At 73.6% G+C, this 13,018-nt stretch carries 10 protein-coding genes; 4 read left to right on the forward strand and 6 right to left on the reverse strand.

All coding sequences use genetic code 11. From position 1 onward, the window contains the following. Positions 1-109: 109 nt before the first annotated feature. Entirely contained in the window at positions 110-766 is a 657-nt protein-coding gene (locus AB0G16_RS13625) for a pyridoxamine 5'-phosphate oxidase family protein (RefSeq protein WP_362803642.1), read from the reverse strand. Positions 767-1,046: 280 nt separating this feature from the next. Here AB0G16_RS13625 and AB0G16_RS13630 point away from each other — a divergent pair, with 280 nt between their 5' ends. Further along, positions 1,047-2,261: an aromatic acid exporter family protein gene (locus AB0G16_RS13630; protein WP_362803645.1), complete on the forward strand. Its 1,215-nt coding sequence runs from the start codon at positions 1,047-1,049 to the stop codon at positions 2,259-2,261. Between the two features lie 22 nt (positions 2,262-2,283). Here AB0G16_RS13630 and AB0G16_RS13635 read toward each other — a convergent pair whose 3' ends face one another. Genes AB0G16_RS13635 through AB0G16_RS13645 form a run of 3 tightly spaced genes read right to left on the reverse strand, consistent with a single transcriptional unit; the run spans position 2,284 to position 5,015 of the window. Then, entirely contained in the window at positions 2,284-2,748 is a 465-nt protein-coding gene (locus tag AB0G16_RS13635) for a carboxymuconolactone decarboxylase family protein (RefSeq protein ID WP_362803648.1), read from the reverse strand. After that, positions 2,745-3,620, reverse strand: coding sequence for an RNA polymerase sigma factor SigJ (gene sigJ, locus AB0G16_RS13640; RefSeq protein WP_362803650.1), 876 nt, complete (start codon positions 3,618-3,620; stop codon positions 2,745-2,747). Before sigJ ends, AB0G16_RS13635 begins: the two co-directional genes overlap by 4 nt. Before the next feature lie 54 nt (positions 3,621-3,674). After that, entirely contained in the window at positions 3,675-5,015 is a 1,341-nt protein-coding gene (locus AB0G16_RS13645; RefSeq protein WP_362803653.1) for an MFS transporter, read from the reverse strand. A gap of 229 nt (positions 5,016-5,244) precedes the next feature. On the opposite strand from AB0G16_RS13645, the gene AB0G16_RS13650 reads away from it, so the two are divergent. Next, positions 5,245-8,439 carry a BTAD domain-containing putative transcriptional regulator gene (locus AB0G16_RS13650; protein WP_362803656.1) on the forward strand — a complete coding sequence of 1,065 codons (3,195 nt, stop codon included), beginning with the start codon at positions 5,245-5,247 and terminating at the stop codon, positions 8,437-8,439. A 15-nt stretch (positions 8,440-8,454) separates the two neighbouring features. Here the strand turns inward: AB0G16_RS13650 and AB0G16_RS13655 are convergent, their stop codons facing one another. Beyond that, a complete protein-coding gene (locus tag AB0G16_RS13655) occupies positions 8,455-9,078 on the reverse strand; it encodes an ATP-binding protein (RefSeq protein ID WP_362803659.1) in 624 nt (207 codons plus the stop codon). Positions 9,079-9,366: 288 nt separating this feature from the next. Between AB0G16_RS13655 and AB0G16_RS13660 the strand changes: the two genes are divergently transcribed. Continuing rightward, a complete protein-coding gene (locus tag AB0G16_RS13660) occupies positions 9,367-10,704 on the forward strand; it encodes a helix-turn-helix transcriptional regulator (RefSeq protein ID WP_362803910.1) in 1,338 nt (445 codons plus the stop codon). Positions 10,705-10,748: 44 nt separating this feature from the next. On the opposite strand, the gene AB0G16_RS13665 is transcribed toward AB0G16_RS13660, so the two are convergent. Further along, a complete protein-coding gene (locus tag AB0G16_RS13665; RefSeq protein WP_362803661.1) occupies positions 10,749-11,957 on the reverse strand; it encodes a cytochrome P450 in 1,209 nt (402 codons plus the stop codon). 383 nt (positions 11,958-12,340) lie between these two features. Between AB0G16_RS13665 and AB0G16_RS13670 the strand changes: the two genes are divergently transcribed. Further along, a complete protein-coding gene (locus AB0G16_RS13670) occupies positions 12,341-12,889 on the forward strand; it encodes a DUF1707 domain-containing protein (protein WP_362803664.1) in 549 nt (182 codons plus the stop codon). The last annotated feature ends 129 nt before the right edge of the window (positions 12,890-13,018 follow it).

Raw genomic sequence — 13,018 nt, forward strand, 5'->3', positions numbered from 1 at the left:
GGCCGGTCTCTGCCGGTCTCGGCCCGCCCGCGCCCCGTCCCGGGCCGGCCTCCGGCTCGCCGCCCCGGCCCGTCCCTTCACAGGGCGTCACGGTCCCGGGCGGAACGCCTCAGGAGGCGAGGATGCGGCGGCCGGTGATCCGGCTGGGGGCGATCCTGACGTAGAGGTCCCGTTCGCCGCCCGCCCAGGGCTCCACCCCCAGGCCCGCCACCGAGGGCAGTTCCTCGGGCGAGACGTGGTGGACGGGGCCCTGGACGAGCACGCTCCACCCCTCCCGCCGGGTCTCGTCGATCCGGTCCACCTCGAAGCCGATCTTCATCTCGACGCCTTCGGTGCCGGTGCGCAGGTCCTGGTCCATCGGACCGCCGGATCGCGTGCGGAAGACGATCACACCGTCGTGCACCCGGTAGTTGACCGGGAGCACGGCCGGTCCCGCCGGGCCGTCGAAGGCGACCCTGCCGACGCCGCCGGGGGCGATGAGCCGCATGCACTCCTCCGGCGCGAGATCCTTCGGCGGGGGCGGCTCGTGGTCCAGGGGCCGTTCCAGGTCCCCGGCGAGCAGGTCGCCGCGCGTGGTGTCCAGTGCGTCGGCGAGGTGCGACAGCGCGCCGTCGGTGACGCCGACCGGGTTCTCCTCGATGTACTCCACCGAGGTCGGGGGGATGCCACTGCGTTCGGCGAGTTCCTCGCGGGTCAGGCCGAGGCGTTCACGGTTGAGGGCGACGCGGCGGCCGAGGCCGTCCGGCGCGGGAGTTATGTCCGACATCGACACTCCTTGTTCTTCGCGGGTGGCGGTACGGCTCACGCCGCGGGTGGGGGAGGGCGGCGGCGCGACGCCCCGGTACCGGTTCAGGGAGTGCAACGAATCACCCGTACGTCATCTTTTCGCCGTAGCCGGACGATCCGACATAACCGGTGTGCCCGCATGTTCAGGACTTACGCCGCACAAGGGCATGACCATTAAGTGAACGCCGCATCATGAGGCGGAACGGCGCTGACGATGCCCGTGGTTTGCCAAACGATGATCATTACGTGATCGTCGGGGCATGGTTGATCTGGGTACGGACCGGCTGCGCGCCGCGGTCCGGCGAGAGGCGCGGTACATCCGCGAACAGGTGACGGGGCTGGCCGAGCGCGACTCCGAGCAGCGCTTCGAGCTCCGGCAGATCGCCAAGGCGACCCTGGCGGCGGCGCTGGCCTGGTTCCTGGCCGACCGTCTCCTGCCGCGCGAGACCGTGTGGATCGCCCCCGCCACCGCCGTCATCATGGTGCACGCGACCGTGTACCAGACCCTCACCAACGGGGTACGGCGGGTGTCCGCGGTCGCCGCCGGGGTGATACTGGCCGGTAGCGTCGGCCACCTGATCGGGCTCACCGCGCTGAGCCTGCTCCTGGTCGTGCCGCCCGCGCTGGTCGCGGCGCGCTGGCACCGGATGGGCCGCCACGGCACCGACGTGGCGACCACCGCGGTGCTGATGCTGTCGTTCGGCGCCGCCTCCCAGGAGCGGTACCTGCTGGCCTACGTGGTGGCCACCGGGGTCGGAGCCGTCTGCGGCGCGCTGGTCAACGCGGTGCTCTGGCCCCCGCTGTACTACCGCCGCCCGCGCGAGGCGGTGCGCCGCCTGAGCGGGGAGGCCGCCACCCTGCTGGAGAACGTGGCCGGCGGCATGCGCGAGGGCTGCGACCTGTCGGACCTGCCCGACTGGCAGCAGCAGGCCCGGCGGCTGGACGAGCACCTGGCACGGGCCGCCTCGGCCATCGCCGACGGGGCCGAGAGCCGCCGCTACAACCTGCGCGGCGCCCGCATCCCCGAGGGGGACGACTACCAGCGGCTGCTGACGGCGATGAGCGAGATCGGCGTGCACCTGCACGCCCTGGTGCGGGCGCTGGCGCACACCGCCCAGCGGCAGCGCCCGCACGACGACCCGCCGTGGATCAGCCGGGAGTTCGGGCGCGACTACGCCGAGCTGCTCGACCTGCTCGCCCGGGCGCTACGGGCCCGGATGCGCATCGCGGACGAACCCGCGCGGCTGAGCGCGCTGATCTCCGTCGCGCTGGAGCGGGCCGACGCGATCCAGGAGCAGATGACCGAGGAGGTGCGCACCGGCAGCCTGGACCAGCCGAAGGGCTGGGCCGCCACCGGGAGCCTGCTCACCGACGCCGAGCGCGTCCTGACGATCCTCAAGACGCTGCACGCCGGCTCCCTGCGGGACCCGGCCGTCCTCGGCGACGGGGAAGGGGTGCCCGACGCCCTCGTGTGAGACGGGCACCCGGCCCGATCGGTCAGGCGGTCCGGCCGCGGAGCGTTCCCGGGACCGCGCGCGTGCTGACGGCGATCCGGTTCCACGCGTTGATCGTGGAGATCGTCACGACCAGCGCGGCGAGTGTCTCGGGCTCGTAGTGCCGCTCGGCCTCCGCCCACACCCCGTCCGGCACGGTCTCGCCGCGGTCGCTCAGGCGGGTGGCCTCCTCGGCCAGGGCGAGGGCCGCCCGCTCGGCCTCGGTGAAGAAGGGCGTCTCCCGCCAGGCCGCCACCGCGTACAGCCGCTCGTCGCTCTCGCCCGCGGCCTTGGCGTCATGGCAGTGCATGTCCACGCAGAAGCCGCAGCCGTTGATCTGGCTGACCCTGATCTTCACCAGTTCCCGGGTGGCGTGCGGCAGGTCGCTGGAGGCCGTGTACCTCTCCAGCGCCTGCATGGCCCGGTACGCCTCGGGGGCGAGCTCGGCGACGTTCATCCGCTGCTTCATCGGACACTCCTTAGTTTCTCCGGGTTCATGACGATGTCGATCTCGGTGATCCGGCCCTCGGACACGCTCAGCCCGTAGACGGCGCCGATCGTCCCGTTCCGCGTCCGAAGCAGCCCGGCCCGGCCGTTGACCGTGGCGGACGTCAGGACGCTGTCGCGGTGGTCGTACTTCCCGGCCACCCCCAGCACGAAGCGTGCCACCCGGTCGGCGCCGTGGATCGGCCGCCGGGCCGCCCCCACCACGCCGCCGCCGTCGCTGCGCAGCACCACGTCCGGGTCGAGCAGCAGCGTCAGCGCGGCGAGGTCGCCCTCGCCGTCCCGGGCGAACCGCGCGAACGCCTCGACCACCCTGCGGTGCTCGGTCTCGTCGACCTCGAAGCGGGGCGCCCGCGCCGCGACGTGCCCGCGGGCGCGGGCGGCGAGCTGCCGGCACGCGGCGGCCGACCGCCCGACCGCCCGCGCCACCTCCTCGAACGGCAGCCCGAACACGTCGTGCAGCACGAAGGAGGTGCGCTCGGCCGGGCTGAGCGACTCCAGCACCACCAGCATGGCCAGGCTCATCGACTCGTCCAGCGTCACCCGGTCGGCCGGGTCGCCGTCGGTCACCACCGGTTCCGGCAGCCACGGCCCGACGTACTCCTCGCGGCGTACGCGCGCCGAGCGCAGCACGTCCAGCGCGAGCCTGGAGACCGTGACCACCAGCCAGCCCGTGACGTCCTCGATCTCCGCCCGCCGGATCCTGCCCAGCCGGAACCAGGCGTCCTGCACCACGTCCTCGGCCTCGTCGAGACTGCCGAGCAGCCCGTAGGCCACGCCGACCAGCCGCGGCCGCATGGCCTCGAACTCGGCCGCGAGGGCCTCGTCACCGTTCACGTGACAAGGACGGGACGGGTCCGGTCTCTGTGACATCCGTTCCACGGCCGCGGGTCACGAGGTGGCCGGTGCCGTGTCCCCGGGGGTCTCGGGGGTCTCGGGGGTCTCGGGGGTCTCGGGGGTGGAGCGGCGGATGGGGGTCAGGAGCGCGGTCATCGCGATCAGCAGGCAGGCGGTGCCGGCGACGAGACAGGTCGCGGCGACACCGTACTCTCCCGCGCCCCAGGTCAGCGCCGCCGCGCCCACCGGGCCGAGGGAGAAGTGGATCGTCCAGAACGCCGAGGTGACACGGCCCAGCAGATGGTCCGGGGTGACCTGCTGGCGCAGGGACATCGAGCAGATCCCGGCCACGCTGACGCCGCAGAGATAGACGGCCATCAGGGCGGCGACCACCGGGACGCTGCCGGAGAGGCCGACGCACGCCAGGGCGAGCGCGCTGACGGAGATGGCGCCGATCCAGGTGACGCCGAACCCGAGCCTGCGGCGGACGGGCGCCACGAGCAGGGCCCCGGCGATCGTCCCGGTCGCGGCGATCGCGAGGACCGTGCCGACGGTGCCGTCGGAGCGGCCCAGGTCGTGCTTGAGGTGGTAGATCAGCACGTCGGTCATCCCGAGCGTGAAGAAGATGAAGAAGGACAGCAGGATCGTCAGGGAGCGCAGCACCGGGTGCCGCCAGAGGAACCGGGCACCGGCCGACAACTCCTGCCAGGGCCTCTGGCGCTCCGGCACGGGCGCGGCGGCCCCGGCGGCCCCGGTGGCTCCGGTGGCTCCGGTGGCTCCGGTGGTCTCGACCTTCCTGAACCGGACGAAGAACAGGCCCGCCGCCGACAGCGCGAAGCTCACCGCGTTGACGGCGATCGCCGCGGTCGGCCCGAACTGCCCCGACACCACCCCGGCGAGCAGCGGGCCGCCGAGACCGGCCGCGGCCGCGGTCGCGTACAACCGGCCGTTGGCCTCGGTGACGCGGTCGCTCCCGACCAGGTTGCGCACCGCGGTCACGTAGGTGACCTGGAAGACCATGCCGACCGCCTCGCCGATCGGCAGCACCACGTACAGCAGCCAGATCTGGGGGCCGAACGCCCAGGCCAGCGGGATGAGCCCGTACAGCACCAGGCGGGCCAGGTCGCAGCAGATCAGCAGGGTCCGCCGGTCGAACCGGTCGACCAGGACTCCCGCGAAGACCCCGGCCCCCACCGACGCGGCACCGGCCAGGCCCGTCAGCAGCCCCATCTGCGCGACCGAACCGGTCACGTGCAGGACCAGCAGCGGGACGGCGATGTAGGCGAACGTGTCCCCGGCGACGGAGAGGGTCTGGGAGACCCAGAAGATCCCGAAGTTCCGGTCCCGCCACAACGGCGGTGAGGGCGCGTTCCCGTCTCCCGATGCTTCTGCCATCGGATCACTATCACCCGCTTCGGGGGATCTTTTCCACTCCTTTGTCCCGGGACCGAAGGCGCCGGGCGTCCTTCCTCGGCACCGGGCGGGCGCGCGACGTCCCGTGGCCGGTCACGGGACGTCGTCCCCGGAACGTGGCCCGGCGCCGCCCGGCGCCGCCGGGCGCTGCCGGATGCGAGGCGTACGGGGCGAAGGCCGGCGGACCCGTGTCCTTCCGTCCTTCGGCACAATGGCCGATGTGCGAGTTGAACTGCTCGGGCCGTTGGAGGTCCGCGACCTCGACGGGGCCGTCGTGGAGGTTCCCGGCGTCCGGCTGCGCGCGCTGCTGGCCGCGCTCGCCCTCGAACCCGGCCGGAGCCTCACGCGTGCGAGGCTGGTGGACTGGATCTGGGGGCGACGGCCGCCCGCGGACGCGGCGAACGCCCTGCAGGCGCTGGTGTCCAGGCTGCGCAGGGCGCTGCCGGACGGCGTGATCGAGGCGGACTCCGGTGGCTACCGGCTGGCCGTCGCCCCCGACGCCGTGGACGTGTGCCGGTTCGAGCACCTGGTCGGACGGGCCCGCGCCACGAAGCCCGCCGCCTCCGGGGGGCCCGGGGGGCCCGGGGGGCTCGCGGAGCGGGCGGACCTGCTGCGCTCGGCCCTGGCGCTGTGGCGCGGTACGGCCATGGCGGACATCGCCCCGCGCGACAGCGACGCGTTCGACGCCGCGGTCGCGCGGCTGGACGAGCTCCGCGTCGCCGCGCTCGTGGACCGGGTGGACGCGGACATCCGCCTCGGCCGCGGCCCGGAGCTGGTCTCGGAGCTGACCGGGCTGGTCGCCGCGTACCCGCTGCGGGAGGGGTTCGCCGCGGCCCTGATGCGGGCCCTCGCCGAGGCGGGGCGCGGGACCGAGGCGCTCGCCGTGTACCGGCGGACGCGCGAGCGGCTGGCCGAGGAGCTGGGCGCCGATCCGTCGGCCGAGCTCTCCGCGCTGCACACCGCCCTGCTGCGGGGTGAGCCGGGTGAGCGCGCCGGGAACCGCAGGACGAACCTGCGCGCCGAGCTGACGAGTCTCGTCGGCAGGGACGACGACGTCTCCGCGGTCGCCGCCCTGGCCGCCGGGCACCGGCTGGTCACCCTGACGGGGCCCGGCGGCTCCGGCAAGACGAGGCTGGCCACGGAGGCCGCGCGGACGATGCTCGCCGAACTGCCGGACGGGGCCTGGCTGATCGAGCTGGCCTCGGTGCGCGCGGGCGGCGACCTGGCGCGGGCCGCCCTCACCGCGATGGGCCTGCGTGACCAGGCGCTGCCCGGCGGCGCGCGGGGCGGGGAGCCGATGGACCGGCTCGTCGCCGCGGTCCGGGAGCGCGCGCCCCTGCTGGTCCTGGACAACTGCGAGCACGTGATCGAGGAGGCCGCGGCCTTCGCGGACCGGCTCCTGGGGGAGTGCCGGAGGCTGCGGGTCCTGGCCACGAGCAGGGAACCGCTCGGCATCACCGGGGAGGTGCTGTGGCAGGTCGAGCCGCTCGCGCTGCCCGCGAGCGGGGCGGATCCCGCCGAGGCCGGGTCCTCGCCCGCGGTGCGGCTGCTGCGCGACCGCGCGGAGCTGGTGCGCAAGGACGTCGGCTCCGACGCGCGCACGCTGGCGGCCATGGCGCGGATCTGCCGGGCGCTCGACGGGATGCCGCTGGCGATCGAACTGGCCGCGGCACGGCTGCGCACCATGTCCGTCGACCAGCTCGCGCGCCGGCTCGACGACCGGTTCGCCCTGCTGACCGGTGGCAGCCGTACGGCGCTGCCCCGGCACAGGACGCTGCGCGCGGTCGTGGACTGGAGCTGGGACCTGCTGACCGAGGCCGAACGCGCCGTGCTGCGGCGGCTGTCGGTGTTCTCCGGCGGGGCGAGCCTGGAGGCGGCCGAACGGGTGTGCGGGGGCGCCGCCTTCGGCACCCCCGGCGTGCCCGGTGCGGAGCGGGTGCTCGACGTGCTGACCGCGCTGATCGAGAAGTCGCTGCTGGTCGCCGACGGCGGGGACGCGCCGCGCTACCGCATGCTCGGCACCGTCAGGGAGTACGCGGCCTACCGGCTCGCCGAGGCCGGGGAGATCGAGCCGGCGCGCCGGGCCCATCTGGCCCATGTCACCGAGCTGGCCGAGACGGCCGATCCGTACCTGCGCCGGGCCGGGCAACTGCGATGGCTGTCGGTGCTCCAGGCCGAGCACGACGACATCGGCGCGGCCCTGCGCGGGGCGATCGCCGAGGGATGGGCCACGGAGGCGATGCGGCTGGCCGCGGCCGCGGGCTGGTACTGGTTCCTCAGCGGGCACAGGAACGAGGGCACCGAGCTGAGCATCGCGGCGGCCTCGCTGCCCGGAGAGGTGCCCGACGAGACACGGGCGATGGCGTACACCATCGTGACGGTGTTCGTGACCTCCGGATCGGGCGACCAGTACCGGGCGCGGGAGTGGATCCAGGAGGCGCACCGGCTCCTCCGGCGCGGCGGGTACCGCAACCCGCTGCTCGGGTTCGTCGAGCCGCTGGAGCGGATGCTGCGGGAACCGACGCAGTTCTTTCCCGCGTTCGAGCCGCTCATGGCCGGCGGCGATCCATGGGTGCGCGCGCAGGCCAGGCTCACCCACGGCCGGTTGCGGCTCACGCTCGGCGGCGACGAGACCGACGTGGACGCAGACGTCGAGATCGCCCTCGCCGAGTTCCGCACGCTGGGCGACCGGTGGGGGATCTCGATGGCGCTGACCTTCCTGGCCGACCGGCTCGCCATGCGCGGCGAGTTCGCGCGCGCCTGCGAGCACTACGAGGAGGCGGTCACGGCGCTGGCCGAGGTGGGCGCCACCGAGGACCTGGTCACCCTGCGGGCGCGACAGGCCCAGCTTCACTGGCTGCTCGGCGACGAACGGGCCGCCGCGTCGGTCATGGCGGACGCGCGGCGACGGGCGGGCGGGATCACCTGGCCGGACACGCTCGTCGAGCTGGCGCTCTCGGAGGCGCAACTGGCGTGCTGGCGCGGCGAACCGGAGGCGGCACACCGGCACCTGGCCACGGCAGGGGCGACGCCGGGCGACGACGACACCTTCGACGTCAGGGCCATGAACCTGCGCGGCTACCTCACCGAGGACCTCGACGAGGCCCGCGCGTACCGGAGCGAGGCGTTCCGCGTGGCCGTGGAGTACGGGTACCCGCCGCTGGTCGCCGAGGTGCTGGTCGGGACCGCGGACCTCGCGCTGCGCCGGGGGGAGCACGAGCGGGCCGTGCGGCTGCTCGCGGCGAGCGACGTCGTGCGCGGCACCCCGGATCGCTCGCTGCCGGACGCCTCCAGGATCGCCGCGGACGCCCGGGACCGTCTCGGCGAGACCGCCTTCACCGAGGCGGCCCGCGCCGGCCAGCGGGAGGACTGGCGCGAACTGGCCGAGATCACGCTCGCCCCGTGACGGGTACCGCCACTCTCACGGGTTTCGCCACAGGCGGGCCGAGCGGCGGCCCAGGTGCAGGAGCGGCGGGCAGGTGATGCGGGTGCCCCAGCGGGTGGGAAGGGCGAAGGCGACGGCCTTGGCCGGTACGCCGGTCGTGAAGGCCGCCGTGGCGTAGACGCGGCAGTGTCCCCGCGACAGCTCCCGCACCAGGAGCAGTCCCCGGCCGCTCTCCGCCAGCGGGTCCGGCTCGGCCCGCGGGCGCAGGGAACCGAGGAGCGCGGGAATCCACCCCGGGTCGGGGTCGCCGTCCACGAACTCACACCACGCCGGGACGCCCGCCAGGCTGAAGACGCGCATCTCGTACGGCGGGCGGGCGTGCCGCTCGGCGTTGGCGGCCAGCTCGGCCGCGATCGCCTCGGTGTCGGCGACGTCCTCGCCCGGTACGCCCTCGGCCGACAGCACCTCGCGGACGACCGTGCGGGCCAGGCGGGAGGCCGAACCCGCACGCAGGACCGCCACCAGCATGCCGACCTCGCCGAGCGCCTCCCGCGGGTCGCCCGTACTGGTGATGGTGATCCCCTCGCGGGGGACGCCCGAGCTTTTCCGGACACCCGGGATTCCGGGTGAGTCCGCCGAACCGGGTGATCTTGACCACATGTGCGTACTCCATCGCTTTCGGTGACCGTGCGAGAAGGAAACGCCATGGTCCGGGCGGCGGCCAGGTCGCGGCGCAGACGTCACGACACCTCGCGCCTGTCATACCGAAGGGCGATCGCCGCCGTCCGCCGTGAGGATCGTCCTGCCGACTGGTCGTTCCCTGGTCGTTTCCGCGGTTGGGCGTGCCTCTGAAGCCGGGCCTGTTGACAATGAGTTGATGATTCGCTGCTCTGGGTGATGGAGGTCGTCGTGGGCGGGACGGGTCGTGGTGAGGGGCGTCCGGAGCTGATGCGCGCTCGCCGGCGGATGGGTATGAGCCAGGACGAGATCGCGGCGGCTCTATGGGTGTCGGCGACGACGTGGAGCCGGTGGGAGCGGGGCCGCCAGGAGATCCGGCCGGTGTACCGGGCGCGGATGGCGCAGGTGTTCGGGGTGGACCCGGCCGAGGTCGAACGGTGGATCGAGGGCAGGGCCCCGGTCGATACGGAAGCCTGGCTGCTTCCGGACTTCAGCGACTTCTCGCTCGGGGCTACCGTCGAGGCGGCCGGGCGACTGTGGAGGTGCGACGTGGATCCGGAACGGCGTCATGTGCTGGCCGCGTTGCCGTTCGTGCCCGCCGCGCTGGGCGGATGGCTGTCGGAGTGGAGCTACGGCACTCCGAGCACGTCGGCGGCCTACCAGGGGTCGGGGACGGCGGTGGGCATGTCGGACGTCCGGCGCGTCGTCGAGGCGCGGCAGGCGTTCGCGCAGATGGACCACCGGTTCGGCGCGGGGATGGTGCGGCCCGCCGTGGTGGACTACCTGCACAGCACGGTGGCCCCGATGCTCCGGGGCCGTTACGACGACACGGTCGGGGCCGCGCTGATGACCGCCGCTGCGGGGATGACCCTCCAGGCGGGGTGGACGGCCTTCGACCTGGGACGTCACGGGCAGGCCCAGCACTACTTCGGTCAGGCGCTCACCCTGGCCAAGGCCGGAGGCGACGCGCTGACCGGTGCCTGGGTGCTGACGACGATGACACTCCAGGCGATCTATCTGGAGCAGCCCGCCTGGGCGGTACGGCTGGCGCGGGCCGCCGTGGACGCGGGCCATCGGGGCCAGGCCCCGCCGCGCGTCACGGCCTGGTTGCTGAGCAGGGAGGCGTGGGCGACGGCACTGCAGGTGAACATGAGCGACCCCGGGGACGGTCATGCCGCCAAACGGGTCGAGCACCTGCTCGCGGAGGTCGAGCGGGTCTATGCCCGGGGCGTCACCGACCGCGACCCGGCGTGGACCGACTGGTTCGAGCCGACCGAGCCCGTCGCCGAGGCGGGCATCTGCTGGTCCCTTCTCGGCGAGTACCGGCGGGCGGCCGTCTGCGCGGAAACGGCGCTGCGCGAGTACGACGAGCGCCGCTCCCGCTCGGCTCAGCTCAGCCGGGTGAGCGCCGCCGAGGCGTACCTCGGCATGGGCGAGCTGGAGCGGGCCGTCGACTCGGTGCGGGCGACGATCCCCATGGCCAGATCGCTGACCTCGTCCCGGCTGGTCGGACGCATCAGGACGTTCTCCGACCGCCTTGAGCCGTACGGGACCGCCGTCCAGGTCAGGGAGTTCCGCGCGTACCTGGACGGTGAGCTCGTGTCCTGAGAGTCACGGCGCGGCAGGCGTCCCGACCCGTCGCAGGTTCCCGGTCACGTGTCCCAGGTGACCGGGAGGCTCTTGATCCCGTAGATGTCGGCGGTCTCCGGGCGCAGGGCGACCTCCTCGGCACCTACGGCCAGGCGCAGCGTGGGGAAGCGGCCGAGCAGCGCGGGCAGGGCGACGCGCAGCTCGACGCGGGCGAGCTGCTGGCCCAGGCACTGGTGGACGCCGTGGCCGAACGCCAGGTGCCCGCCCTCCTGCCTGCGCAGGTCGAGCGTGTGCGGGTCGGTGAAGCGCTCTGGATCGCGGTTGGCGGTGTTGTACGACAGGATGACCGTCGTACCGGCCTCGACGGTCCGGCCGCCCAGCTCCACGTCCTCCAGCGCGACCCTGTGGAACTGCTTGGCGACGGTCAGGTAGCGCAGCAACTCCTCGACGGCGCCCTCGGTGAGCCCGGGGTCGGCGCGCCACGCGGCGAGCTGCCCGGGGTTGCTCAGCAGGGCGAAGGTGCCCAGCGCGAGCATGTTCGCGGTGGTGTCGAACCCGGCCGACAGCAGGAGCAGGGCCATTCCCTGAAGCTCCTCGTCGGTCAGGTCGCCGTCGAGCAGGTCGCTGAGGATGTCGTCGGTGGGGTTCGCGCGCTTGGCGGCCACCAGCTCGGCGAGGTAGCCCTGGGTCGCGACATAGGCCGCGATCAGTTCCTCGTCGTCGACCTCCCCGCCGAGGAATGTGTCGATGTTGTCCTGGAAGGAGCCGCGGTCCTCGTACGGGACGCCCAGCAGCTCGCAGATGATGACCGACGGGATGGGCCTGGCGAACGCGGTCACCAGGTCCGCCGAGGGCCCGGCCTTCTCCATCGCGTCCAGGTGCTCGGTGGTGACCTGCTCGACGCGCTCGGTGAGCTGGCGCATCCGTCTCACGGTGAACTTGCCCACGAGCGGCTTGCGGTAGCGGCCGTGCCGCGGCTCGTCCATCAGCAGGAACTCGCCGGGCGGCGCCGGAGGGACCTCGATCTCGCCGTAGTCGATCAGCGGGTGGTGGCGCATGAGCTCCTTGCGGGAGCTGAACCGCGGGTCGGCCAGGACCGACCGGACCAGGTCGTACCCGGTGACCAGCCAGCCCTGGTGCCCGTCGGGGAAGGGGAGGCGGCTGATCGGGCCGTGCTCGCGGGCCTCGACCAGCTCCGCCGGAGGATCGAAGGGGCAACCGGGCCGGCGCGCGGCCGGCATCGTGGCGACGGTGTGGAGGGATTCACCCATGACGGTTCCTCATCTCACGACGGTAGGTTCTTCGCGCGGTCCCGAGGCCGCACCCTCCGGACCGCTCACGGCGTTCACCATCGCCGACCGCGCTGACATCGGGCCGTCACCGCACTGACGCGGCCGCTGATACGCCATCGGGCGCCGACACGGCGGCGACGTTCCATGGCCGGGTCGCCGTCCCCCGGCGCACCTCCTGCCGCCCGACGGCCGGCCAGGTGGTCTTGACCGCGATCCTCGGCGTGGCAGAGCCGTCGACACCGGGCTCTGACGGGCGTGCGGCGCGGCGGCCGGGTCCCCGGCCGGGACGACGTGGTCGTCGCCGCCCACACCTCAAGGGTGGCAATCACCCAATATGTTGTGAACATCGGAAAGGTGAGTGCATGGATCCAGAAGCTCGTGCTTCCCACCAGGACCGGGAGACGATCGTCCTACGCCTCCAGCGGGCGTACGCCGACGGCCGCCTGGCCTCGGAGGAGATGGAGTCGCGCGTCGAACGCGCCCTGACCGCCGTGTCGCACGGCGACCTGGCCACGTTGACGGCCGACCTGCCCGAACGCGCCGACGAGGTGGTGACCCTGACCTCCACGGCGGGCAAGATCGTGCGTACCGGCCGGTGGCGGGTGCCCCGGGTGCTGCGGATCGAGTCCGAGTTCGGCGACCCGCGCCTGGACCTGACCGAGGCGGAGATCGACCACCTGGAGATCACCCTGGATCTCCACCTGACGTACGGTTCCGCCCACATCACGCTGCCACCGGGCGCCAGCGCCGACACCGACGGGACGAACTGCGAGTGGGGCGGCGTGTCGTCCGAGGTTCCGGCGGTGGCGAGGCCGGGCCTGCTGCATGTGCGGGTGACCGGCAGGCTCGGCTTCGGCAAGGTCCGCATCCGCTACCGGGGCGCCGGGAGGCGCCGCTGGTTCGGCCGCTGACACGAACCGCGCCGGCCATGGGGGGTGGCGAGCGGCTCCCCCCGAGTCATCCCCTGACCCCGAGGCGCCCCGCGACGCCAGGGTACGGTTCTCGGCCGGCGGGGCCGGCGGCGCCTCCTGAGGGAAGGC

Source organism: Streptosporangium sp. NPDC023615, assembly GCF_040640155.1.
Taxonomy (GTDB): domain Bacteria; phylum Actinomycetota; class Actinomycetes; order Streptosporangiales; family Streptosporangiaceae; genus Streptosporangium.

Excerpts from the sequence above, each read along its gene's own strand:
- AB0G16_RS13625 (WP_362803642.1), bottom strand. The coding sequence starts at position 766 with ATGTCGGACATAACTCCCGCGCCGGACGGCCTCGGCCGCCGCGTCGCC.
- AB0G16_RS13630 (WP_362803645.1), top strand. The coding sequence starts at position 1,047 with ATGGTTGATCTGGGTACGGACCGGCTGCGCGCCGCGGTCCGGCGAGAG.
- AB0G16_RS13635 (WP_362803648.1), bottom strand. The coding sequence starts at position 2,748 with ATGAAGCAGCGGATGAACGTCGCCGAGCTCGCCCCCGAGGCGTACCGG.
- AB0G16_RS13645 (WP_362803653.1), bottom strand. The coding sequence starts at position 5,015 with ATGGCAGAAGCATCGGGAGACGGGAACGCGCCCTCACCGCCGTTGTGG.
- AB0G16_RS13650 (WP_362803656.1), top strand. The coding sequence starts at position 5,245 with ATGGCCGATGTGCGAGTTGAACTGCTCGGGCCGTTGGAGGTCCGCGAC.
- AB0G16_RS13655 (WP_362803659.1), bottom strand. The coding sequence starts at position 9,078 with ATGTGGTCAAGATCACCCGGTTCGGCGGACTCACCCGGAATCCCGGGT.
- AB0G16_RS13660 (WP_362803910.1), top strand. The coding sequence starts at position 9,367 with ATGCGCGCTCGCCGGCGGATGGGTATGAGCCAGGACGAGATCGCGGCG.
- AB0G16_RS13665 (WP_362803661.1), bottom strand. The coding sequence starts at position 11,957 with ATGGGTGAATCCCTCCACACCGTCGCCACGATGCCGGCCGCGCGCCGG.
- AB0G16_RS13670 (WP_362803664.1), top strand. The coding sequence starts at position 12,341 with ATGGATCCAGAAGCTCGTGCTTCCCACCAGGACCGGGAGACGATCGTC.